We start from the raw sequence: 24,070 nt of genomic DNA on the forward strand, positions 1-24,070 counted from the left end.
ATTTTGGACCGCGTTTCCCTAAGGGCGCTTTATCTCCAGCCGTTATACTTACATTGATTGCGGACCATTTTGCCTACCACTTCACTTTCCTCCCCCGAAATCTCGTCGCAAGACCTCCTCGATGCATCCTCCGAGGTTCTTTCAACTCCCCTCTCGTCTTCCTCGCCTGCGTTTGCGGATGGCCTTGACTTCTCACAACGTGCAAATCTGATTGAACTGATGGATCTGCCGTGCTCGTACGAGGAGCTTCGCGAGTGTTTGCACGATATTGCGCGGGTAAACCAGCTGACCTTCGCGCAGCGGCCCACACTTGGCTGGCTTGAAGAGCTGGTGGCAGGGAGACCTGTTTCGTCAGCTCCATTGCGCATTGTGGATGTTGGCTGCGGCTATGGAGACACGCTGCGGAAGATCGATCGATGGGCGGCGAGGCGTGGAGTTGCGGTGAGGCTTACGGGCATCGATCTTAATCCGGATGCGATTCGGGCGGCGCGGGAGGCGACTCCGTCGAGCCAGCAGATTGAGTGGCTGGTTGGGGACGCGCTGGCCGATCATACGAAGGGGCCGATCGATGTGGTCATCTGCTCGCTGCTGACACATCACCTGACCAACTCGCAGATTGTGCTGTTTCTGCGCTGGATGGAGCAGACGGCGCGTTGCGGCTGGTTCATCGACGATCTTCATCGCAAGCCAATTCCGTACCATCTCTTCCGGCTGTGGGCGCGTTTGACCGACTGGCATCCTTTCGTGAAGAACGATGGGCCAGTGTCGATCCGGCGGAGCTTTGTGGTCGAGGATTGGCGGGGGCTGTGCGCTGCTGCGGAGATTGCCGAGGAGGCCGTCTCGATCAGGGAACACCGTCCTGCGCGGCTTTGCGTGGGGCGGGTCAAGTAAGTCGATTTCTGGGTAGTGTCTCAGCTTAAATTCAGGCTTGCGTTCAACGTAGCGCCGCAGCTGCGAGGAAGAAAAGGAACGCTGCAATCGCGGCCCAAGTCCGCGCGGTGTCGAGCCGTTCCCATCTGTTGATCATCGCTTGCCAGCCCTCAGGCGGCTCTGCGGCGTTCCATGTTAGGGCGGCTTGATTTATCGGCACAGTGCCGCCAAGCGTGATCGAGATAAACACAAGGAGCGCGAACAATCCCGCGCAACGGAAGACCAGACCGGGGTGCAAGCGCTCCAGTAGTCACTGCAATTCCGGAGATCAGCGCCACGCCAAAGATGGCAGGCACAAGGACACGCAATCTGCGAATCAGCGCGTGGCGCAACTGGATTTGCGGTTGTGGATCGATGCTGGCGACTGGCCGCGAATTCCGTAACGGACCACGAACTCCTCGCCCGCCAGGAGGCCCGCGCAAAGCAAATTAACGAAGCCAAGAACTTCGATCAGCATCCGACTACAGCTTCGGTCGCATTCTGCGTAATGCTGAAGACCCGTCCTGGTCCTCGAAAGGTATGAACTTGCATTTTATTTACGCTCCCTGGCTGGTGCCGAGCATAGCATTGGAGGTGAGACAGAGGCTAGCGCGCAACGAGGCTCCTGGATTTCAAGTTTTGATTTTAAATTTTCGTGAGATGTACTTGGTTTCGAGGGCCTTTTTTCATGTTCGTTCGTAACACTGCTTTTGCCTTTCCTGCCTTTGTTCTTTTTCTCTTCGCAACAGTTGGAGTGCAGGGCCAGCGGCTGCCTTTGGGTGTTCGCCCCGAACACTATGGCCTTACGATTACGCCGGATCTGAAGGCTGCGACTTTTAGCGGCGAAGAGACGATCGACGTGGTGCTGGATGTGCCGAGCAAAAGCATTACGTTGAACGCTGCGGAGATCAGATTTGGCGAGGTGAAGGCTTATGCTTTGCCGGTCGCTGCGTACTCGTATGGCAAGTTGTGGTCGCAGCCTAAGCCGTTGACCCCGATGGAGGCGGATCGGCATCCGCAGATTGCAGTGACGACGCTTGACGGCGAGAAGGAGCAGGCGACATTTAAGTTTCCGGAGGAATTGCCTGCGGGGAGGGTGACACTCGAGATTCGTTACACAGGCGTGCTGAACGATAAGCTGCGCGGGTTCTATCTTTCGAAGACGAAGGTGCGTAACTACGCAGTGACACAGTTTGAGCCTACCGATGCGCGGCGAGCGTTTCCGAGCTTCGACGAGCCTGCGCTGAAGGCTACGTACGACATTACGATGGTCGTCGATAGCGGGGATACGGCGATCTCGAACGCGAATATTATCTCGGATAAATCGGGGCCAGTGGCGGGGAAACATACGCTTCGATTTGCGACGACGCCGAAGATGTCGAGCTACCTGGTGGCGTTTCTGGTGGGCGACTTCAAGTGCACGGAGGGCAAGTCGGATGGAGTGCCGATTCGTGTGTGCTCGACTCCGGATAAGGTGGGGCTGACGAAGTTTGCGCTGGAGTCGGCGAAGTACGTTCTGCATTACTACGACACTTACTTTGGGATTAAATATCCGATGCCGAAGCTGGATATGATTGCGCTGCCGGACTTTGAAGCAGGCGCGATGGAGAACTTCGGTTGTATTACGTATCGCGAGACTGATCTGCTGGTGGAACCGAAGATCGGGACGATTGGGGAGAAGAAGCGCGTTGCGACGGTGGTGGCGCATGAGACGGCGCACCAGTGGTTCGGCGATATGGTGACGATGCAGTGGTGGGACAATCTGTGGCTGAATGAAGGCTTCGCGAGCTGGATGGAGACCAAGGCAGCGGCCACGTGGCACCCGGAGTGGAACTTTGCCGAGGACGATGCGCAGGCGCTGAACGATACGCTGGATCTTGATGCGCAGAAGACGACGAGAGCGATTCGCGCGACGGCCGATACGCCGGATGAGATCAATGAGATGTTCGATGGAATCTCGTATGGCAAGGCGGGTGCGGTGATCGGGATGGTGGAGAACTATCTGGGGGCGGAGGTGTTTCGGCAGGGCGTGCAGAGCTATCTAAAGGCGCATCTGTATGCGAATGCGACGGCGGAAGATTTCTGGAATGCGCAGACGGCGAACTCGCACCTGCCGGTGGATAAGATCATGTCGAGTTTTGTAACGCAGCCGGGTGTGCCGCTGCTGGTGTTTGGCGCTCGGGAGGCGGGTGGGTTTCCGGTGACGGGAAGCCGATTCTTCTCCTCGATTTCGGAGATGCGTCGGCCGATGGGTAGTCGCGAGCCGGAGTGGAATGTTCCAATCTGCGTGAAGACGGAGGGACAACCTGTCTGTCGAGCGATGACGCCGGATGCTTCACCCTCCCATCCCCAGATGCTTGAGGCTGAGGGACTGCCTTTCTTCTACGCGAATGCTGGAGCGAAGGGCTACTACCGCACGGTTTATACGCCGGCGCAGTTCGAGGCGATTGCGGCGAGGGCGGAGAGCTCGCTGCCGCCGCCGGAGCGGATTGGGCTGTTGGGTGATCGGTGGGCGCTGGTGCGATCGGGTCGGGTTGCGGTGGGAGATTATCTGGATCTGGTGTTGAGGTTGAAGCAGGATCCTAGTGAGGCTGTGATCGATACGGCACATCAGGAGATTCAGAAGATTGACTCGGATATCGCGACGGACGAGGACCGTGCTGAGCTGGCTGCGGTGTTCAGGCGGCAGTTTGGGCCCGTGTCTAACGCGCTTGGAGGCCCGGCGAAGAAGGAGCCCTATGATCGGCAGCAGCTTCGCGGCACGCTGTTCGAGTTGTTGGGGGAGGCGCGCGACCCCGCCGTTTTGGCCGAGGCGCAGATACTGACGGCACGCGTGTTTGCAGCCGGCAGTGAGAGGGATAAGACGCTGGATTCCGCGCTGGCGGATGCGGCTGTGCAGGTGAGCGCGGCCTATGGCGATACGGCGCTCTACGACAAGGTGCTGGCGGTGAGCAGAAACTTCAGCGATCCGGCGCTCCAGACTGACGCGCTGCGGCTTTTGGCGCAGTTTCGCGATCCGGCGTTGGTGAAGCGAACGCTTGACCTGATTGCTTCGGGAGAGGTTCGAAACCAGGACAGCGGGACCATGCTGACGACGCTGATGCGGAACCGCGAGACCCGCGACCAGGCCTGGGACTATGTCCGGAAGAACTGGGAACAAGTGCGGGCTCAGTTTACTGTCTCGTCCGGGGCCGAGGTGGTGGAGGCTACGGGATCTTTCTGCACGGTCAAACAGAGGGACGAGGTCATTGATTTCTTCGCCAAGCATAAAGTTGCGGCTGCGGAGAGAACTCTTGCAAAGGCAGTTGACAGTATTAACGACTGCATTGAATTCCGGGCGGTTCAGCAGCCGAAGCTGCGTGCATGGTTGCAGGTTCAGGCAAAGTGAATGAAGGCCGTCTGTACAACTTAAGTCTAAGTAAAGTCGGCATATATAGGCCTCGGGGTCAATGAGAGGAGAGGTACGGGGCAAGTCCATGGGAGGTCTGATGTTGCAGGGACGTGGTCTTCGGTACGGAGGCTCGCGGCGGGAGTTTGTAGACAGGGAATTAAATTATTAAGAGTACCCAAAAGTGTTATGAATGGAGCAGGATTCTGCGTTGACTTTCAACTTTCGTAACGGTACCTTCCCATTTGAGGACACAAATGAAGAAAACCTGGTTCGTACTCGCCGGCATCGCCCTCGTCTCGTCCGTCGCCCTCCCGCTGTATGGTCAGGACGGATGCGTGAACTCCCCCGAGAATCCGACTGCAATTCTTGCAGTTGTAGGCTCCGCAGGTGCATTTTTCGTTTCGGTACGTGCTCGCATCAAGGCTCGTCGCAACTCTTCCAAGTAGCATTTTCACTGGGATTTGCCACCTAACTCCCCCGGTGCGCTGCCTGGATCAAGATCTGTATGTCAACGTTACCCGCTACCGCTGAAGTCAGCCCACTCCGATCGGCTGGAGCGGAGGGGCTGAGCGCATCCCGGGCCGCGGGACTTGCGGCACTGGTCGCGATCCTGGGCCTGTCCACGATCTTTTCAACCGTAGGCGCTCTATGGACCTTGTGGACCATGGACGCTCTGAAGTCGATTGGAATGTTTATCCCGCTTGTCAGCTTCGTGCTGGTTTTGCGGGCTTGGCGTTCGCTGGGCTGGGAGATGGAGGGGAGCTGGTGGGGCCTGGTCATTCTGGTGGTCACGGCGGCCGTCGTTCATATCCGGGATCAGGCGATTCTGGTGTTCGTCTTCTCTCCGAAGTGGTCGATTTACATTCCTCCTCATTCGCTGGTGGCCTTTGCGTACGGCGCGGGGGTGGTTTTGCTGTTTGGTGGGACGCGCCTGTTTCGAGCGGCGCTATTTCCCCTGGTCCTTCTGTGGTTTGTTAACCCGATTCCTCACATCTTCAATGTGCTGGTGGATCTGCCGTTGCAGCGCGCCTCGGCGCATGTGGCTCGCGCGTTCGCGATTGCGCTGGGACAGCCTTTGAGCCCGGACCAGCTGCGGCTGATGTTCACGCCGGAGTTCGGGATGTTTATCGCTCCGGGATGCAACGGGATTCGCGGCGCGGTGACGATGGGGTTTATTGCGTTGATCGCGGGATATGTCTATCGCTTCCGCTGGTACGCGCATGCGGCGGTCGTTGCTGGAGCCGTACTGCTGGGTTACGTCTTCAACTTCGCACGCCTCTGCACTCTGGTCTTGTATTATTTGGTGGCGTTGCACTTTCACTCGCTGCAGAGCAAGGCTGAGATGGGTGACTATGTCATCGGAGCGTGCCTGTTTCTGGTGGCGACGATGTTGCTGTTCTACGTTGTGCGCCGCCTGAGCGAATCTCCGGGTCAGATCAAGCCTCCCGCGATGAGTTCGGTCTCCTCAGCTGGTACATTTCGAGGGACTTCCTTCTATCCTCGCTTCGTCGGAATGCTTGTGCTGACGTTGTTCAGTTGTTACGGAGTCGCGCGGGCATACGTGCAGACCCATAGTGGCGCGGCAGCTGCGCAGAGGAAGGTCGACGATAGCGCTCTCGGACAGTTTCCGGAGCGAATTGGAAGCTATACTCTGGCGCGTACCTGGAATGAGAATTTGGTTGCGGGTCCGCTCATCTACCATTGGGCCGAGTACGCACCTGCGGATGGCGGACCTCATGTGTCGGTTGGTGTGTCTCCGGTGATGGGGTCTCACGATACGTTGATCTGCCACTCCGCGCGTGGGGAGGATCCGATCTGGAGGGACCAGCTAACGATACCTACCGCCGGAGGCTCGATCGGTTTTTCGGGATCGTTATTCAACGACGGCGCTACCCAGTATCTCGAAGCGACGACACTCTGCAACAGCGGCTCGTGTGGAGAATATTCGAGCGACCGCACCCACTTTGGCTTCGTCTATAGCAAGCCGACCTCTCGGTCGTTGTTATCGCAGGATGCACAACGCCCGATTCCGGTTCTGCTGAAGGTGGAGACGATCGATACGACGCTGCCGGCGGAGTTGGCGCGCCAGCAGATGACGACAGCTCTTCGCTCGTTCCTTGCCTTCGCCGATCTGGGCGGTCTTACAAAGCCTTACCGTCAGTAACCGCAACGACTATGGAACTCTTGGCCCTTCAGTGAAAATACTTCTGCGCAATTCTCAGGGACTCTTCAAAGCGATGATGGCTGGAGCGCTGGCTTGTTCGCTTGCCGGATGCGGTAGCGGCACAACCTCAACTTCAACTCCACCTCCCGTTACGCCACCTCCCGTTACGCCACCTCCCGTTACGCCGCCTCCTGTAACCCCACCCCCTGTAACGCCGCCTCCCGTTACGCCACCGCCTGTCAGCAATCCCGGTGTGAGTTTTTCTGGCAAAGCATTGGCGGGCTCTCAGCCGATTGTTGGAGCAACTGTCCAGCTCTACGCTGCCGGAACCACAGGGAACGGCTCAGCCGCGACGGCTTTGCTTTCAAGCACACTCACCAGTGATTCGACTGGAGCTTTTACGGTGGATGCGGGATATTCCTGTCCAACTGCCGCCTCACAGATCTATGTTGTCGTTCGAGGGGGGGAGGTAGAGAGCGCCGTCGCGAATCCGGCGATCACGCTGGCCAGCGCGCTAGGTGCCTGCAACCAGATTGCTGCGGATTCTCAGTTCGTCATCAACGAGGTGACGACTGCCGCTACGGCGTGGGGGCTTGCCCAGTTCTTCGGCACTGGAGGCAATGTTGGGGCTAGTGCGACGAATGCGCAGGGTTTGGCGAATGCGGTGGCAACGGTTGCGAATCTCGCGAACCTTACGACTGGAGCTTCGCCTGGTGCAACTTTTCCCACGACCGGCACCTCTCCGGCCGCGAAGGTTAACGCCGTTGCCGATCTGCTCAACAACTGCACGGCTACGGCCTCAGCTTGCGATGCGCTCTTTTCTGCGACAACTCCGAATGGGGGCGCGGCTCCGGACAATACGCTGGATGCGGTGCTTAACCTTGTGCGCAATCCGGGAAGCAACGTTGCTACGCTGTTTGCGCAACTGCCGCCGAGTGGTGCGCCACCCTTTACGCCGGTGCCCTCCAAAGCTCCGGCAGACTGGACACTGTCTATCAACTATCACGGTGGAGGCATCGATAAGAACAATCCATCGGGAGTTGGCGTGGACGCTACGGGAAACATCTGGGTGTCTTCGTATTCGGGGCCTGTGGCAGAGTTTTCGACGATTGGAACCCCGATGTTTCCGAGCGGTATTACAGGCGGCGGGCTACTCAAATCGGATGCGCTTGCCGTTGATCCGCAGGGGAATATCTGGGTGCCAGATGGAGGCAGTCCAAGCGTCAATAACGATTTTGGAAGTGTGACAGAGCTGAGTTCGACTGGACAGGTGCTCTCGGGTGCGACGGGATTCAGCAATGGCGGGATCAGCTATCCGACGGCCGTTGCGATTGATACGAACGGGACGGTGTGGATACCCGATTACGGGAACTCGCGGGTTACTTTGCTCTCGAGCGCAGGTCAGCCGCTATCTGGAACGAGCGGATATCAGTCGCTGCAGTTCAGCTTTCCGCTTGCGGTTGCGATTGATGCCAACCATGATGGTTGGATCGCTAACTTTGGCATCGATACGGTCAGCAAGGTTTCCGCCGATGGGAGCCAGATAGCCAGCTTCGCAAGCGGCAATGGGCCGGACGGTATCGCGGTCGATCAACGCGGTTATGTGTGGATCGCGAATCAGACAGGAAACAGCATCACTGAGCTTGCCAACGATGGAACTGTTGTCTCGAGCGGCTATAGCGATAACAAGGCCAGCATACTTGCTCCGCAGGGGATCGCGATCGATGGATCGGGCAATGTGTGGGTTGCGAATCTACACAGCCATGCAATTACCGAGTTGGCGGGTTCGGCTGCTGCCTCGCCTATCTCGCCTGGCACAATCCTGTCGCCGACAGCGGGATATGCGTCAGACGCGGGGTTCACGGAGGCGTATGCGATTGTGGTGGACGCCAGCGGAAATCTTTGGGTGAGTGACTTCAACAACAACACGCTTACGGAGATTGTTGGGGTGGCGACTCCAGTGAAGACTCCTGTGCTGGGGCCGCCGCAGACGCCTTAGCTTGAGGTTTCCGTGTTGCGAAGTTGAGCTACCGCCTGCCGACGATGGAGGCGGTAGCTCTTATTCTTTGATTGTTCGATGCTAGGGCTTGATCGTGAGCATGACTGCGCCGTGGCTGGGAACGTCGGCGGAGTAGGTTCCGGTTTGCCTACCGAGATCGCTTGCTGTCCACAGGTTTCGAACCGATGCAGGCAGGCTGTCGGGATAACCGATGTCGGTCCATGAGACGGCGATCTTCGTCGGCGCGGGGCCGCGGTTGAGAAGCACGACGGCGCGGCTGCCATTCTCCAGCTGTTTGGACCAGATCTCCTGGTCGCCTGTCTTTTTCACTCTGCGTCCCTGCTGGCCGAGTGGGTCCTGGTCGATCGCGATGACTTCTTTGTTGAGAAGGATCTCCCTGGTGTCGGCGGTCATGTTGGAGATGTCGTTGCCTGCGAGCAAAGGCGCAGAGAAGAGAGCCCACATGCTGAAGTGCGCGCGAGACTCTTCTTTGGTCATGCCGCCGTTGCCGACCTCGAGCATGTCTGGATCGTTCCAATGGCCTGGTCCTGCGTAGGCCTCAAGTCCATTCATTTGATCGATGATCTGCGTGACGCCATTGCCGCCCCAGTCTTTTTTGCAGTCCCAGCAGTCCTGAATGTCTCCGGTTGCGCGCCAGAGATTGCCAACCGGTCCGGCCCATAGCCAGGGTTTGGTCGATCCCCACTCGCAGATGCTGAAGACGATGGGTCGTCCGGACTCGGCGAGCGCGTTGCGCATCAGGGTGTAGGAGGATTCGCTATTCTGTCCGGGCAGGGTGTTGCACCAATCTTCTTTGAGGTAGTCGACGCCCCAGTTCGCGTATTGCTTTGCGTCCTGGTATTCGTGGCCGATGCTTCCAAGACGCTTGGCGCAGGTCATAGTACCGGCATCGGTGTAGATGCCGAACTTCAAACCCTTTGAGTGGACGTAGTCGGCGAGCGCCTTGATGCCGGAGGGGAAGCGCTCCGCGTCGGCGACGATGTTGCCGTTCGCGTCGCGGCCTGTCTGCCAGCAGTCGTCGAGTATGACGAACTGATAGCCCGCATCCTTCATGCCGCTGCTAACCATTGTGTCTGCGGTCTCGCGTACTACTTTTTCGTTGAGCCCTTTGCAGCCGAACTTGTTCCAGCTGTTCCATCCCATGGGCGGCGTCTTTGCCAGACCGTTATCCAGGGCTCGCCCTGAGGACGGCATCATAGCGACTGCGATGATTGCCACACACATAGTCAAAACGAAACGAACTTGGCGCATTGCCATTTACTCCTCTTGGGAACAGCAAGATTCATTCTGCTGGCTCCACGACATTCTAACTGCTGTGTAGAGGGAATCGCGGTGCAGAACGAATCACTTCGGAAGTAATCGCTTTTCATAGCAGAGAAAGCGCAGCCCTGGCCTGAACTCCAGGCTGATCTCTCCAGCGAGAATGTAGCCGAGCTTCGGAAAGAGCCGCTGAGTTGCTTCGTTCTGCGTGTTGGTATCGACGCGGAGGACGGTGATGTCGCGCTCGACTGCGACCTCTTCCGCTTTTTGCATCAAGGCGCCAGCTGCTCCCTGGCCACGAAAGGCGGGATCGACCGCGAGCCGATGCACTACGATCGCAGGCTCTTCGATGTTCCATCCCACCTGGGTGTAGTCGGGGTCCTGGTCGGTCGTCACGGCAGCGACGCCGGCGATGTTACCGTCCACCATAGCGACCCATAATTGGTTTAGATCGATATCGCGTTGAAAGACGGCTTCGTTTGGGTAAGTTTCGTCCCATTGCAGATTTCCTGTCGCACGCATCAGCGGAACGACACGCCGGACGAGGGCCATCAGCGATGGGAGATCATCTTTTGTTGCCAGCCGCATCTGCATCGTCTTCCCAGCGTATCAGGAGCGGCGAAGCGAGCGCCTAGTGGCGATGAGAGGCGCTGGGCGATGAAGCTACATGATTCGAAAGCGCTCGCGCATGAGTCGTTGGAAGCGCGGGCGCCAGATGAGGTCGTAGGCTAACTCTTTTCCGGGGAACATGGCCAGGGCGGCTTTTCTGGTGTCCGCGATCATCTGGGCTGCTTCATCGACTGTAAGAGACCCGTCCTGCGCGATTACCTGCATCACCATGTTCATCATCATCTGCATTCTGCGGATCAGCTTCTGTTCTTCTGCCCGCTCTTCAGCACTGATTACAACAGGTTCAACATTTGGCCCATTCAACTCCATCGAAACCTCCCGATCAAGTCAACTACTCATGGATTAGACGCATCGACAAGCTCCCGGATTTCTCCACCCCGTCCCAGCAGAAATGTGGTCAGGCCGAACTCATCCGTTCGATACAGCTTAGCCCGAGCTTCCGCAATTCGTTCGATCACTTCGTAGCGGGGGTGACCAAATGTGTTCCCCTTGCCGACCGATACGACTGCGTCTTTGGGGGCGGCGGCATTGAAAAACTCCTGGGTTGTTGAGGTCCGGCTGCCGTGGTGGCCGACCTTCAGAAGAGTGACCGGTGCGATTCTTCCGTGCGCGAGCATCTCGCGTTCGCTGGGAGCTTCGGCGTCGCCCTCTAACAGAACAGAGGCGTCGCCGTACTGCATTCGCATCACCAGCGAATCGTTGTTGACCGGATCCCGCGGATTGACGTAACCGGTCTCGGGGGCGAGCATCGTGATCTGCGTTCCGCCCCAAGCGATCTGGGTGCCGGCGTAAAAGTGGCGAACTGTAATGCCGAGATCTTTTGCTTCGCTCAGAAGCGAACGGTAGGCGTCAGAGTTCGGGTCGATGCTGACCCAAAGTTCGCGTGGGCGGAAGTTGCGGAGGACTGCAGGCATCCCGCCCATGTGGTCGCTGTGGGCGTGACTTAACGCGACGACATCGAGCCGGCGAAATCTGCGTGACCAGAGATACGGCGAGACGACTTCTTCGCCGACGTCGAAGCGGCTGGTTGCTTCTGCTGCTTCGGTGACTCCGCCGACGGGTCCGCCGGCATCGATCAGCATGGTCGCACCGTCGGGTGCTGCGATGAAGATGGAGTCGCCCTGGCCGACATCGATTGCTGTCACCTCCATCATGCCACGCGATACGATTGCGTGCTCCGGCCAGAGGACGATCGCTGCGACACATGGCAGCATAATGACCGCAGCCCACGCCCAGGCGCGCGATTGCCGTACCGCCCAGCAGCAAAAAGCCCACGCGGCTACTGCTATTGCGGCGACCCACCACACTGGCCCCGGTACGCGCAGATCGGCTGCGTGAACCGCACTGATATGGCCGATCACCCCGGTGACTCCGTGAAGCAGCAGAGCGGTTATCGCGCCAGGAAGCAGCGCGATCCAAGGGCTGACGAGAGAGGCACAAAAGGTGACGACTGCCGTGGGAGCGAGAATCGCTACCAACGGCACGCTCAACATATTTGTGGGAACCGCAAACATCGTGGCGCGGTGGAAGTAGACTGCCATCGGCAGCACCATGACCATCTCCGCGACTAAGCCAATCAGCGATAGCTCCAGCGCCCATAGATTGCCGCGGACGATTGCTGAGGGCAAACCTCTGGCCCAGTGGCCTAGGACGTTGGCGATGGCTTCGCTCCATAGTCGGAGCATAAGACGAAACTGTGCCACGCGAGGTGGAAGGGCGGCATCGTGCCAGCGATCCCAAAGGTGCTCCGCAGCACGGGCGTAGGGCAGGAAGCTGCGTTCTCCTAGTGGAATCGCGATGCCGCCGATGGCAACTATTGCGAGGAACGTCATCTGAAAACTTGCTTCAAACAATGCGCTTGGAGAGAGCACCAAGACAGCCATTGCTGCGGCGCCCAGGGCGTTCAGTACGTTGCGGTCTCGCGTCAGCAGACGCGCCAAGAGGAAGACGGTTGTCATGAAGAGAGCGCGCTGAACCGGTGCGCCGAAGCCTGTGAGCAGCGCGTATCCGAAGGTGAGGACGATGGTGAGGAGCGTTGCGAACAAATCGCGCAGCTTCAGTCTGCTGGCCAGCCAGAAAACAAGACCGGCAAGCAGACCGACGTGCATCCCTGAGACGACAAAAAGATGGAAGGATCCGGTGCGCTCAAATCCCACCCGCTGAGTTTTGTTCAGGCCTGCGCGGTCGCCGAACAACATAGCATTCAGCATTCCGCCGTCGTCATCGCTGAGCCGGAGGATCATAGGGAGTCCACGATTTGCCTTCGAGTGAATGTAGCCGAGAACGCGCCCGGAAGCCCAGCTTTGCGCCGCGAAGATTCGGCACTGCCACTGTGCTGCTCGGTCAGACTGCAGAGAGGGAGCGAAGGCAGAGTCTTTGAGGACCGAGACCTTCGAGGCCCGCACACTGGCATGAGCGCCTATGCCTTGCGCGAGAAGATAGTCGGCGTACTGCCACGCTCCGGGATCGCGGTAGTACTCGGCGACTTTCAGTCGCATGGGAGCCTGTACGAGGTCACCGCACTTGAGTGTTGGAAGAGCGGACGGGAAACTTGGAGCGAGGCTTTGTGCTGCGGGTTTGTCAGCGACAATATTCACGCGGACACCGCCTCGGACGGGGGCCATCCATGCAACGTCGGGCGTGACCTCTTCGACGGAATCGACCTGAATATCGACGGAGAGTGCCCCGACCGTTGCGGCTTCCTCGGCCTCCTCTTTCTCGGCCCACCATCCGTGCTCTTTATCGTGATCGGGATCTTGGTGTTGCGGAGCCAGCTCGCGGATTCGCACGACGCGGCCTTGAACCTGCCTGCTTAGCCCATCTGCATAGGACTTCAGAGTATGTTGCGTTGGAGGAACTGGCTGCAGCTCCACGCAGAAGAGGCCAAGTGCCATCCACAGTGCTGCCAGTGGGAGGATTGCGATGCGAAGAGACCATCGCAGACCGGCAAAGGCTAACGCGCACAGCAAGGACATGGCGAGGAGAAGAATGACGGTTGGAGCGTGATTGCGCGCCAACACCTCGCCGAGTGCGAACCAGCAGACTGCGGTTAGAAGAGGAGCGCGGCGGAACTCGAGTGCGGGAACACGTGCGACCGCCTTCGGCCAAAGATAGGGGTTCGGCTCGTTCGTTCTTCCGGTCGTCAAAGCTCTGCCTGCGGACCGCACTTACTAACCATTTCAACACAACACGGCGATGTTTATTTGCGCAAAACTACTACCGTTTCCAGATGAAACGTCTGAGGAAACAGATCCACGAGATGGACTTCTTGCAGCTTGTAGCCAGCGTCGACCAGCATCTTCAAGTCGCGAGCCAAGGTCACTGGGTCGCAGGAGACGTAGACAATTTCCGGGGCCGCAATCCGCGTCAGGAACGAGCAAACATCAGCTCCGACACCGGCTCGTGGCGGGTCCATGATGATCAACTGGGGGCGTTCGCGTTGGATGACTGCGTGACGCAGAAAGTCGACAGTCGTCGCCTCTACGGCGTGCTTGCCTGGTCCCTTGAAGGAGTTGATCAAGTCGATTCCAGCGGTTTCGACCGCTACTACCTGTCGGAATTTCTTTGCTAGGGCGCGAGAGAATAGTCCCACGCCGGCGTAGAGGTCCCACGCGAGTTGGCCGTTGCGATCTTCTGTGACGATCCGAACAAGTTCGTCGATGAGGAAGCGGTTAACCTGGAAGAAGCCGCCGCGGCTTATCCAGTAGTCTTCGTCAGCGGCGCGATAACTTAGCCCGGTTGCGCCCCAACTCTCCAGTGGGCGCGGCTTCTGCACCTGGCGCTGAGGGCCTGTAAGTTTAATAAGAGACGTGCCAGCACCTGCGAGCTCCGGTATCACCTGTTTCAAGTGTTCGCAGAATGCAGCGAGTCCCGGTTGATCCTTTCGGACGTAGATGGTCATCTGCAGTTTCTTTTCGTCGCCGGTTGTGAAGAACTCCGCCTCGACAGCGTTGCTTAGCCAGCGTGCGGCGGACGGAGTTTGCGCCGCTACCTGCAAAAGGCTTTGTGCGGCGCGCCAAAGGATTGGAGCCGCAATAGGGCACTCGTGAATGGCTAGAAACTCATTGGTGCCTCGACGGTTGTAGCCTACTCTCGGAATGTCGTCCAGTTCTTCGATACGCAAGCGCATGCGGTTTCTGTAACCCCATTGTGGGCCGAGGTGACTCTCGATATTCGGAAGAGCTATCAATCCGGCGCGTTCAAGCGTCTCCTGCAAGATGGATGACTTTATCTTCATCTGCGTGGGATATTCGGCGTGCTGATACTGGCATCCGCCGCATTCTCCGAAGTGAGAACAAGCTGGTTTGACGCGGTCTTTGGACGCAGACATTACCTGCAGCAAGGAAGCTTCATCGGACTTTTTTTTATGTTCAAGAAGCTGCGCTTCGATCATTTCGCCCGGCAGCGTAAATGGCACTAAGACGGTTTTGCCGCCGGGTTCATGAGCCAGGCCTGCGCCACCGTAGACTGATTTTGCAATTTGTAACTTCATCCGTGGCTCATATAAAAGAGGCTGAGGCGGGGTAGTTTGCAGGCTTCCAGCAACCGCTTCTGAAGAAACTGCTGTTGCACTTGTTTGATCTGGACGGCCTGCATCTTGCCGCGGTAGGGTGCGAGTTCGCGAGTTGCCTGTTCGCGCAATGTCACCAGCTCTTGCTCTGGCGTCGAGGTCATCAAAGCGGCGAACATTTTCTCTTCGAGCACGCTGAGGGTTCGGTCAAGCTCTTCGAGTGAATGGTTTGGTTCAGCGCGGAGGCCGAGCGCGAGTGCTCGTAGGCGGACGGCGACTTCAGCGGCAGTTGAGTCAGCTAGTGAATTGAGCTTCACCGATTCGATGGCGGCAGCGTTGCCTTCCAGATAGAGTGCCACGCGTTCGGTTTCAAAGCCGCTCTCTGCTGCTTCGGTTGCGTGATTGGGAGCAGCGCCGATGGAGGCTTCCATCGCCTGTTCCACTGCTTCCATGACGCTCTGTGCGCACCATGCCAGGCCGTTCACTTTGCGGGTTCTGCTCGTCGTGCGCAGGGCTTTGGCATCATGCTTGTCGAAGGCGTTGTCGATTCCGCGCAGCACTGCTTCCAGTGGGATGTTGGCTTCGCGCCATGTCTCGATCAGCGCCCAGTCGAGCGTCGAGAGCATCAGCAGGGAGCCGCGACGTTGCTGAAAACGCTCCTCGATCTCTGTGAAGTAATTGAAGTAGTTCTGCATGGGCTCTTCTACAGCTTAAGCCAGTAGAGGCGAGCGTGCCGAAACGTGTTGCTCCGGGTCAGGCTCCGCGCTTTCTATGACGATCGAAGTTGCGCTCGTAGATGAGGCGCAAACCGGTGAGGGTCAGCATCTCGTCGACTGCTCCGATGTACTTCGATCCGCTAGCGATGAGTTTGGCGAGGCCGCCTGTGGCAACGGTCTTCGTCTCAGGTCCCATCTCGGCGATCATGCGTTCAAGGATGCCGTCAACGAGGCCAATGTAGCCGTAGTAGAGACCGATCTGGATGTTGTCGACAGTACCGGTTCCGATGACCTTCGCAGGTTTTTTTATATCGATGCGAGGGAGGCGGGCAGCTCGGGAGAATAGGGCGTCGGCAGAGATGCCAAGACCTGGGGCGATTGCGCCTCCAAGAAATTCTCCTTTTTTTGAGAGCGCATCGAAGGTGGTCGCTGTGCCCATGTCAACGACGATGCAGGGGCCGCCGAAGCGCTCGAAGGCCGCGACGCAGTTGACGATTCTGTCTGCACCCAGCTCGGCCGGGTTGTCGGTTAGCACGGGGATTCCGGTCTTCACGCCAGGTTCAACGAAGACGGGCTTGACGTGAAAGTAGAGTTCGCAGACCTGCCGCAGGGTCGAGTCCAATGGAGGTACTACCGATGAGATAGCAATACCATCGACGACTCCGATCTCGAGGCCCTTCAGACCAAAGAGATTTCGCAACAGGATGCCGAACTCATCGCTGGTCTGCTTCGAAGAAGGTGTAGTGATGCGCCAGTTCGCTACGAGCTCCGACCCTGGTGCCGCTTCGCCAGTGAGGCGGTAGAGCCCAAGGACGGTGTTTGTGTTTCCTACATCCATTGCCAATAGCATCGTTTCGAATCTCCCACGCTGTCTCTTCTAGAATGGTCGAACTCCGCCGGAAAGGACGGTGTGAAACTCCCCATCGTCTCCCGCAACGCGCAGAAATCCACGCGAGTCCAACCCAGTCGTCACGCCAGTATATCCGCCTGTCTCATCCACTCGAACACGTTTGCCGCGCACCCAGGTGGAGGCCGACTCAAATCTTTCCAGCAGCTTTGGGCTGGTGGATGCGCCGCGCAGTTCCTCTTCGAGGAGCTTGATTTGTTGATCGAGGGCTCGGAGGAGCTCGATCAGCACGCGTTCTCGCGGGTATGAGCTTCCGCTTTCGCGTCGCAGCGAGGTCGCTACCGCTTCAATATCGGGGGGGAAGCTTTCGTGATTTACGTTGATGCCGATACCGACTACGGCGAATCGCAGCAAGGCTGGAGTGTCGGAGTGTGAAGCGGTGGCAGAGGTCTCGACGAGGATGCCACCGCACTTTTTTTCAGCGAGGAGAAGATCGTTCGGCCAGCGAATGTCAGGTTGGAGGCCGGTAACGGCGGCGATTGCGGCTTGTGCCGCGAGGCCGGTGGCGAGTGAGAGCCAGAGCGCGTCGACGAGTGCCATCTGAGGGCGCAGGAGTACGCTGAGATAGAGGCCCTCGCCGGGTATCGAATGCCAGCCGTGTCCGCCACGGCCGCGGCCTGCGGTCTGCTCGTCTGCCACCCAGACGCTGCCATGGGCGGAGCCCGACTGTGCGGCTTCGATTGCCAGCAGGTTGGTGGACCCTACTGTTGGGAGGTGCTGCAAACGGTCTGCGAATGCTGTGCCTGTGAGCGCAGCTGTAACAAGAGATACATCGAAGGAATCGGGCACTCGGTCCTTAGTAGATATCCGCTGTGATGCGCATGCTCAGGTCGGCTGCGGCGGCTGAGTGGGTGAGCGCGCCGACGGAGACGAAGTCCACTCCGGCTAACGCGTAGGCGCGAACTGTCTTCAGATTCATGTTGCCGGAGGCTTCGACCGGAACGTTCGGCAGGGTTGCGCGGATCTGCTTGACCGCTTTTTTCACCTGCGATGGTGTCATGTTGTCGAGCAGGATGGACTCTGCGCCGCCGGCGATGGCCTGATCGAGTTCCGTCTGACTGCGAACTTCGACCTGCACCACCTGGCCGGTCTTACGGCCTTCGAGTGCGTGTTCGAGCACCGTGGGTAGGCCGCCGCCGAGCGAGATGTGATTGTTCTTGATGAGGATGCCGTCCTGCAGGTCGAGGCGATGATTGACGCCTCCGCCGCAGCAGACTGCGTACTTATCGAGGGCACGGAGGCCGGGTATGGTTTTGCGCGTGTCGAGGACTTTTGTCTTTGTGCCGGCGACGGCTTTGACGAACTCGTTAGTCAGGGTTGCGATGCCGCTCATGCGCTGCATGAGGTTGAGAATTACGCGCTCGCAGGAGAGGATCGCGCGGGCGTTATGACGAATAACGGCGAGGGTTTGACCCTTCTTCACCTTTACGCCGTCAAAGATCTCGGGGTGGCTGATGACTTCGAATCGGCCTACGGGGGCGGGGGACATCTTTGCGAAGATATCGAGAAAGACTGGGATGCAGCCGAGTCCTGAGACGACGCAGGCCTGCTTTGCGATGATGGTTCCGGAGGCTCGCAGATCTGGCGCGATCGTGAGAGCGGTGGTGACGTCGTTGGCGACTTTGTCTTCCGCCAGGGCAGCTTCAAGGATGGTGCGGATCCGTTTGCTCTTCCAGTCCATTCTGTAATCCTAAACCTCTTGTTTTTCGCAAAAAAAATCCTGGTGCTGGTGGGGAGCAGTTTTTGTTGTTTTCGGGCTATTTTCGAGGGGGTTTTTGAGAAACTGCGTGTTTTGGCGTGGTGTTTTGATGGTGAGATTGCGGTGGATGGATGGTGAAACGTGGTGTTTTGGACGCGTGCTTTTGGCAGGTAGAAAACACGCCAACTTTTGGAGATTTTCTTGTGGAAAAGAGCTAGCCCTGCGCGGGCGGCGCCCACTTCGTGGGGTGTATACCGGCTTCGCCCCGGCCTCCCGATGGTCGGCTGATATTTCGTCGCGACCAACGGGAGCGCCAACCAAAAGGGGTATACACGCCACGAAGTGACCGCACCGCGCGTAGCGGCCGCCTTTTCCCTACGCTGTTGCGTAGAGGCGGCAGTGCTCAAGGTAAGCGGTTTCGTGGCTGGCGATGAGTTCGACTACGCTGCTCCACATCCAGCTCGGTGCGTTGAGGGTCTTTGACCGGTTTCTGGTCAGCTCTGCCGCCCATTGCCTGCGGGCGGCAACGTCCATCTGGCGTGCGTGGGCTTTGCCGACGATGCAGGCGAGGTAGCTTGCGGCGTTGACGGCCTCTTCGCGGGTGAGGCGGTCGATCTCGAGCTTGAGGTCCTGGGGCATGAGTTCGCGCAGGACCACGGGACGCCCGAGAAACTTTGCAGCGAGCATGCGTTCGCCGAGGTAGGGCGAGAGGTTCAATGCGCCGGCGACGACTCGCTTAGCGAAGTCTTTGGGCATGTCGGCGTTCTTGGCTGCGGGCGCGGCGGCTCGCACTGCCTCTTTGATATCGACGAGGCAGTATTCTTTGTCCTTCTTTGGGCCTACGCCGAGCAGGACAGCGTAGCGAAGGCGGCCGAGGGAACTGCAGCCCTTCATCCAGTAGGCGGCGTCGAGTACGCGGATCTTGGCGTCGTTGTCGCGATGTTTGAGCGAGGTGATTAGCTTGCGCGCGTCTTCAGTCTCGAAGAGCTTTGTGATCTCTTCCTTCTCCTGGTCTGATAGCGCCCAGAAGCGATCGCCTAACGGGATGGTGGGTTGGACGTTCTCGATGCGTTCCTGGGCCAGGTGCCGCCACTCGCGATTGACGGCCTGACGAAGCACGGTCTCAACGGGGCGCAGATTTTCGGGGGTGTTCTTTATCTTCTTCGCGCGTTGGGGGATCATGGCGCTGCAGTATCCCTGGACCATCTGCTCCATCATGAGGGCGGTGGTGACGCCGGGGAGGTCGGAGCCGCGGGCGGCGGTGGCGAGCGAGAGGCCGAGCCGGATGAGGTCATGCGCGGGGTTGCCGATGACTGTCTGGTCGAGGTCGCGGATCTCGATTTCGACTTTGCCGTCTGAGTTGGCGACGGGGCCGAGGTTGCCAACGTGGCAGTCGCCGCAGATCCAAACGGGAGGCCCCTGGGGGAGCTTGCGGGCGGAGTCGGCTTTGAGCCACTCGTAGAACTGAAGTGTGTTTCCACGAACATAGGCGTGGGCGGAGCGTGCCATCTTCAGGCGACGGCGTTCTTCGAGTACAGCTTGACGATCGGCAGGTTTGATCGAAACTACTTTTTTACGCATCTACCAGTATTAGCAGAAAATTCACAATTGTTGTGTGTCTCGTGGCCGACATATGCACTGAGTGAAGGTTTTTCGATAGCGCGTCAGTTTGATGGAAGGACTCAACTTGCCAAAAAACGACTCAAGAAAAGTTGATCCGTTCGTCAACACTGGCGCGACTTCTGAAAGCGATAGCCGAATCGCTAATGGCTGGGCTTGGGTGTATCCGGCCAGATAGGGCTGGCCAACTGGATCGTCATCATGGGACCCTCCGCGTAGAGAGGACCTACTTCTCTCGCAAAGGTCGTGGCCTCGCCGCCGATAGTCCATATTTGAATGTCAGGTGGCGCCTTGCCGATGATCGGAGCGACCACGCCCGCCACGCCGCCAAGATCGATCTTGATGCTATAGTGCATCGCCTTTCGCGAAGTGCCCGCGACAACGTATCTGTCTTCACCCACGCTCGAGATGACGAGTTTCACCAGCCTCGGCTTCGGCGTGGCTACCACCATCGAGACGGTTGTTGCCGGGGCATTCGGATGCATGTTTTCGACCACGACCGGGACCAATCCATTTGACAGATCCGATGGCAGATCGAGATGGTCGGTCTTGACCTCTTCCTTCCCATCTTTTCCTGTGGAATGCACCGTGACTTCACCGGTACGGGCGTTGATCAGCACATCCATCGGATGAGGAAAGGAAGGCCCTTTCTGGATGTGGTGGTCGCTAATCAGTTGGAAGGTGTGGAGTTGCGAGAAGACTGTTGTCTCGACGTGACGCGATTGCCCCGCAAGACCCGGAAGACGTCTCCTGAAGCGACCACTTGTCCGTCCTCAGAGCGCAGCTCCAGGAGACCGTGAATCGTCCCTTCCACAGCGCGTACCGGGACCGGGTCAGCCTTTGCAGTCAGGTGCAACGCCAAGACCAGAAGGAGGATGAGGGAACAAATCTGAAGTCGTTTCACGAAAAGAATATTCATCGGCCAGACACCAGAAAACGGCCGGAGCATAACGGGTTTTGCACGAGGTTACTCCCAACTTACTATCTCTTGTGTAGATGGGAATCGTGCTGAATGAGTTGTGTCCCAATCCGACGTGATGAGTCACGGGAAGTCGGCTTGTCGGATGTAATCATGTCATCCTTCGAATGCGGGTTTTCGGCAGCTTCTCATGCCGGACCCGAAGCTGACCCACCACCTAAGGGTGTGAGGAGCTGCTGCAGGCTCATTCCCTGAAGCTCCATAAAGAGCCACCTTCATCGCATGACCCTTTTACAACGCGTCCTTCGTCCATGAGTCTCCCGCCGACGGTGTCGTTACTGTCGCCCAACGTTCTGCAATCTTGTCGGCCTCGAATCGCCACATGACAAAACCGTGAAACTCCATCCGTTTCTGCGAGGCGATGTCGGTCCAACGCCAGATGTTCCGGCAAACCACTCTATCCCCTTCAGAGAGGATGTCTTCGATGGTGATACGGAGATCGGGCATCAACTCATACATCTTCAGCATCATCTTTTCGTCACCGTCGATGCCTGTCGGCTTTCCGCCTGGTCCATCATGGTCATAGAAGCTGGAAGACATGTTCTTGTGAATCACGCTTGCATTGCGCTTGTTCACGAAATCGTCGAAGTGGTCAACAACGCGCTGTTTCATTTCCGATGGGGTGAGATGGGTTGCCATATTTGTGGGCTCTCTTGTGGATTTCGAGTAGAAACATAGCAGCGGAGCGCCGATATGGGAAGTACGCACAATTTTGTAAGTCCCCTTGGGGGCAGAGTGGCGGGGCACCGATGAAGGAGCACTTCGGATGTCCTATCCAGGCAACTTCAAACGTGATTGCCGGTAAGTGGAAGGTGTTAATCCTGTGGCACTTGTCCTTCGCGTCAAGCCGCTTTAGCGAGCTACGAGGATTGCTGCCGGGCGTCAGCGAAAAAGTATTGGCGGCGCAACTTCGCGAATTGGAAGAGGATCGGCTGGTGATACGGACAATCACGCAAACCGTGCCTCCGCGAGTCGACTACCGATTGAGCCCCGCTGGCGAAGAACTCATTCCTATCATGCGAAAGATGTGCGAATGGGCAGGAGTTCATCTAGGTGTGCTGCCCAATTTTACGCAGCGCAGCATAGGGGCTGTTGGCTCTAAGTAAGTAATAACGTCATTCTTCGAAAACGGGTTTTCGGCAGCTTCTTGTGCCGGACTCGAAGCTGACCCACCACCTATTTTTTCCCGCGAATTTCTTCCCTCGACAACTATCGCCAGCGGAAGATGCGCAGGGAGATGGCGAAGGGGATGATGAGCCATGCCAGGAGGATGGCGACGGGTGCGATGAGTTGCTGCAGGCTCATTCCCTGAAGCATGTTGCCGCGCATGGCGTTGATTGCGGCGGTGAGAGGAAGCGCTTTGATCAGCGGCTGAACGACTGCGGGAAAGCGTGTGGAGGAGAAGAAGACTCCGGAGAAGATCCACATGGGAAACATGACGAAGTTCATGAGTCCCGAGACGGCTTCGATGGTTTTGGCGCGGGAGGCAGTAAGCAGACCGAGGGCGGAGAAGGCCAGTGACGTGATGGTGCAGAGCAGAGCCAGTTGCAGGATCGATCCGCGGAAGGGAACTCCGAAGACGAGGCGGGCAAAGCCGAGAAAGGCGGCGACTTCGATGACGAGCATGACGAGGCGCGAGAGGAGAAACGATGCGAGGTACTGCCAGCGCGGCATGGGCGAGGCGACGAGGCGCTTGAGGAGCTTCTTTTGTCGCGCATCGACGATGGCGAATCCCATGCCCCACATGGCGGAGCCCATGAGGTTCATTCCCAGGAGGCCGGGGACGACGAAGTCGATGTAGCGGGAGCCGGTCTCGTGGACCAGCTCTTCTTTCGTGGAGGTGGCGTCGTGTCTGCCGGCTGCGGTTTGGATGGCGCGGTCGGCGAGGAGTTTTGCGGTTCGCGCATCCGGGTTGGTGGAGTCGTACTCGTAGACGGTGGTGTCGGGTCTCTGCACGGCGAGGAGGAGGATGCGTCCTGTGGCTAAGGCCTGCGTGCCTGTGGCTTCGTCCATCGTTGTGGACGTGAGGAGCTTGTCAGTGTTGAGCGCGTGGGTTAGTTGCAGCGTGGTGGCGCCTACCTGGAGGACTTCCGGCGGACGGTTGCGGAAGGCGATGCCGAGGCCGGCGGCGAGAAGGATGGGAAAGATGAAGATCCAGAAGATTGCCTCGGGCTCGCGCAGGAAGAGGCGAAAGCGCATCATCGTGAGTTGATAGAGGCTGCTGAACTCGAGGTTATTCATCGCGAAGGTTCCTTCCGGTGAGGCCTACGAAGACATCTTCAAGCGTGGCGGAGTGGGTGCGGAACTCGCTGAGGTGGAGTCCTTGTGCGGCGAGCACGGAGAAGATCTTGGGCACGGCGGTGTGGAGCTCGCGTACGGAGAGTTGGTGGATGCCGGCGGTGAGGCGGTGGGACTCGACTCCGTCGATTGCGGTGAGGAGTGCGGGATCGACGGCGGCTGCGTTGTCGCGGCTGGTGGCGGCGAACTCTACGATGTGCTCTCCGCCGACGGAGGCTATGAGTCGCGGCGGAGTGTCGAGTGCGATGATGCGGCCGTGGTCCATGATGGCGACGCGGTCGCAGAGGCGCTCGGCCTCGTCCATGTAGTGGGTGGTGAGGATGATGGTGCGGCCTTCCTGCTTGAGGCGGTCGAGTAGATCCCAGAGGTTGCGGCGTGCCTGGGGGTCGAGGCCGGTGGTGGGCTCGTCGAGGAAGAGCAGCTCGGGATCGCCGACGAGGGCGCAGGCCATGGCAAGGCGCTGCTTCTGCCCGCCGGAGAGAGTGCCGACGCGGGCGCTGCGCTTCTCTTCAAGCTGCGCGGTTTTGATGGAGTCTTCGACAGTGATGCCGCGGTGGAAGAAGCTGCGGAAGAGGCGCAGGGTCTCTTCGACGGTCATCTTTTCGGAGAACTGAGTCTCCTGAAGTTGGAGGCCGATGCGCTGGCGTAGCTCGTCAGCGTTGGTGCGCCAGTTGAGGCCGAGGAGTTCGACGTCGCCGCTGTCGGGTGCGGTGAGGCCTTCGCAGATCTCGATGGTGGTGGTCTTGCCTGCGCCGTTTGGCCCTAAGAGGCCGAAACATTCGCCCGGCGTTACCTCGAGATCGATGCCATTCACGGCTACGACATCGGCGAACGTCTTGCGGACTCCGCGCAATAGCAGGGACGGACGATCGGCCTGCGGCTTTGCAGTCAGCGTGGCCATGGAGTCTCCCTCATCACACACGCTCGTCGAACAGTTTGCAGCGTCATTGCTTCGATTATGCCGGGG

At 58.4% G+C, this 24,070-nt stretch carries 21 protein-coding genes; 6 read left to right on the forward strand and 15 right to left on the reverse strand.

The features are described 5' to 3' along the window. Nucleotides 1–69 precede the first annotated feature (69 nt). Nucleotides 70–891, forward strand: coding sequence for a methyltransferase domain-containing protein (locus tag RBB76_RS12460; RefSeq protein ID WP_429631684.1), 822 nt, complete (start codon nt 70–72; stop codon nt 889–891). A gap of 43 nt (nt 892–934) precedes the next feature. Here RBB76_RS12460 and RBB76_RS12465 read toward each other — a convergent pair whose 3' ends face one another. Then, nucleotides 935–1,168 carry an anthrone oxygenase family protein gene (locus RBB76_RS12465; protein WP_429631682.1) on the reverse strand — a complete coding sequence of 78 codons (234 nt, stop codon included), beginning with the start codon at nt 1,166–1,168 and terminating at the stop codon, nt 935–937. 429 nt (nt 1,169–1,597) lie between these two features. Between RBB76_RS12465 and RBB76_RS12470 the strand changes: the two genes are divergently transcribed. The 4 genes from RBB76_RS12470 (at nt 1,598) to RBB76_RS12485 (ending at nt 8,463) form a co-directional block, all read left to right on the forward strand. Then, on the forward strand, nt 1,598–4,297 hold the full coding sequence (locus tag RBB76_RS12470) for a M1 family metallopeptidase (RefSeq protein ID WP_429631680.1): 2,700 nt from the start codon (nt 1,598–1,600) through the stop codon (nt 4,295–4,297). A gap of 257 nt (nt 4,298–4,554) precedes the next feature. Further along, on the forward strand, nt 4,555–4,746 hold the full coding sequence (locus RBB76_RS12475) for a PExPT-CTERM protein (protein WP_429631678.1): 192 nt from the start codon (nt 4,555–4,557) through the stop codon (nt 4,744–4,746). 59 nt (nt 4,747–4,805) lie between these two features. Then, the gene (gene xrtJ, locus RBB76_RS12480) at nt 4,806–6,464 is read left to right on the forward strand and encodes an exosortase J (protein WP_429631676.1); all 1,659 of its coding nucleotides are present in this window, start codon (nt 4,806–4,808) and stop codon (nt 6,462–6,464) included. Between the two features lie 31 nt (nt 6,465–6,495). Then, entirely contained in the window at nt 6,496–8,463 is a 1,968-nt protein-coding gene (locus tag RBB76_RS12485; protein WP_429631674.1) for an MBG domain-containing protein, read from the forward strand. Nucleotides 8,464–8,544: 81 nt separating this feature from the next. Here RBB76_RS12485 and RBB76_RS12490 read toward each other — a convergent pair whose 3' ends face one another. The 12 genes from RBB76_RS12490 to RBB76_RS12545 form a co-directional block, all read right to left on the reverse strand. Then, nucleotides 8,545–9,735, reverse strand: a complete 1,191-nt coding sequence (locus tag RBB76_RS12490) for a glycoside hydrolase family 27 protein (protein WP_429631672.1) — start codon at nt 9,733–9,735, stop codon at nt 8,545–8,547. 93 nt (nt 9,736–9,828) lie between these two features. Further along, entirely contained in the window at nt 9,829–10,332 is a 504-nt protein-coding gene (locus RBB76_RS12495; RefSeq protein ID WP_429631670.1) for a GNAT family N-acetyltransferase, read from the reverse strand. Between the two features lie 75 nt (nt 10,333–10,407). Then, nucleotides 10,408–10,683, reverse strand: coding sequence for a hypothetical protein (locus tag RBB76_RS12500; RefSeq protein ID WP_429631668.1), 276 nt, complete (start codon nt 10,681–10,683; stop codon nt 10,408–10,410). 26 nt (nt 10,684–10,709) lie between these two features. Next, nucleotides 10,710–13,520 carry a ComEC/Rec2 family competence protein gene (locus RBB76_RS12505; RefSeq protein ID WP_429631666.1) on the reverse strand — a complete coding sequence of 937 codons (2,811 nt, stop codon included), beginning with the start codon at nt 13,518–13,520 and terminating at the stop codon, nt 10,710–10,712. Nucleotides 13,521–13,573: 53 nt separating this feature from the next. Beyond that, complete coding sequence (gene rlmD, locus RBB76_RS12510; RefSeq protein ID WP_429631664.1) at nt 13,574–14,866, reverse strand: 23S rRNA (uracil(1939)-C(5))-methyltransferase RlmD; 1,293 nt, start codon at nt 14,864–14,866, stop codon at nt 13,574–13,576. Continuing rightward, a complete protein-coding gene (locus RBB76_RS12515) occupies nt 14,863–15,579 on the reverse strand; it encodes a hypothetical protein (RefSeq protein WP_429631662.1) in 717 nt (238 codons plus the stop codon). Before RBB76_RS12515 ends, rlmD begins: the two co-directional genes overlap by 4 nt. A gap of 58 nt (nt 15,580–15,637) precedes the next feature. Continuing rightward, nucleotides 15,638–16,450 (reverse strand): type III pantothenate kinase, encoded by an 813-nt coding sequence (locus RBB76_RS12520; RefSeq protein WP_429631660.1) that lies wholly within the window; start codon nt 16,448–16,450, stop codon nt 15,638–15,640. A 27-nt stretch (nt 16,451–16,477) separates the two neighbouring features. Then, the gene (locus RBB76_RS12525) at nt 16,478–17,296 is read right to left on the reverse strand and encodes a biotin--[acetyl-CoA-carboxylase] ligase (protein ID WP_429631658.1); all 819 of its coding nucleotides are present in this window, start codon (nt 17,294–17,296) and stop codon (nt 16,478–16,480) included. Between the two features lie 7 nt (nt 17,297–17,303). Beyond that, nucleotides 17,304–18,188: a carboxylating nicotinate-nucleotide diphosphorylase gene (gene nadC / locus RBB76_RS12530; RefSeq protein WP_429631656.1), complete on the reverse strand. Its 885-nt coding sequence runs from the start codon at nt 18,186–18,188 to the stop codon at nt 17,304–17,306. A gap of 393 nt (nt 18,189–18,581) precedes the next feature. Next, nucleotides 18,582–19,787: a DUF2252 family protein gene (locus RBB76_RS12535; RefSeq protein ID WP_429631654.1), complete on the reverse strand. Its 1,206-nt coding sequence runs from the start codon at nt 19,785–19,787 to the stop codon at nt 18,582–18,584. Between the two features lie 182 nt (nt 19,788–19,969). Beyond that, nucleotides 19,970–20,446, reverse strand: a complete 477-nt coding sequence (locus RBB76_RS12540; RefSeq protein ID WP_429631652.1) for a hypothetical protein — start codon at nt 20,444–20,446, stop codon at nt 19,970–19,972. Between the two features lie 590 nt (nt 20,447–21,036). Beyond that, entirely contained in the window at nt 21,037–21,444 is a 408-nt protein-coding gene (locus RBB76_RS12545; protein WP_429631650.1) for an ester cyclase, read from the reverse strand. Nucleotides 21,445–21,554: 110 nt separating this feature from the next. On the opposite strand from RBB76_RS12545, the gene RBB76_RS12550 reads away from it, so the two are divergent. After that, entirely contained in the window at nt 21,555–21,911 is a 357-nt protein-coding gene (locus tag RBB76_RS12550; RefSeq protein WP_429631648.1) for a winged helix-turn-helix transcriptional regulator, read from the forward strand. A gap of 103 nt (nt 21,912–22,014) precedes the next feature. On the opposite strand, the gene RBB76_RS12555 is transcribed toward RBB76_RS12550, so the two are convergent. Together RBB76_RS12555 and RBB76_RS12560 are read right to left on the reverse strand one after the other, a co-directional pair. Then, entirely contained in the window at nt 22,015–23,046 is a 1,032-nt protein-coding gene (locus RBB76_RS12555) for an ABC transporter permease (RefSeq protein ID WP_429631646.1), read from the reverse strand. Then, nucleotides 23,039–24,004 carry an ABC transporter ATP-binding protein gene (locus RBB76_RS12560; protein ID WP_429631644.1) on the reverse strand — a complete coding sequence of 322 codons (966 nt, stop codon included), beginning with the start codon at nt 24,002–24,004 and terminating at the stop codon, nt 23,039–23,041. Before RBB76_RS12560 ends, RBB76_RS12555 begins: the two co-directional genes overlap by 8 nt. Nucleotides 24,005–24,070 lie beyond the last annotated feature (66 nt).

The organism is Tunturiibacter psychrotolerans, assembly GCF_051013365.1.
Lineage (GTDB): Bacteria > Acidobacteriota > Terriglobia > Terriglobales > Acidobacteriaceae > Edaphobacter > Edaphobacter psychrotolerans_A.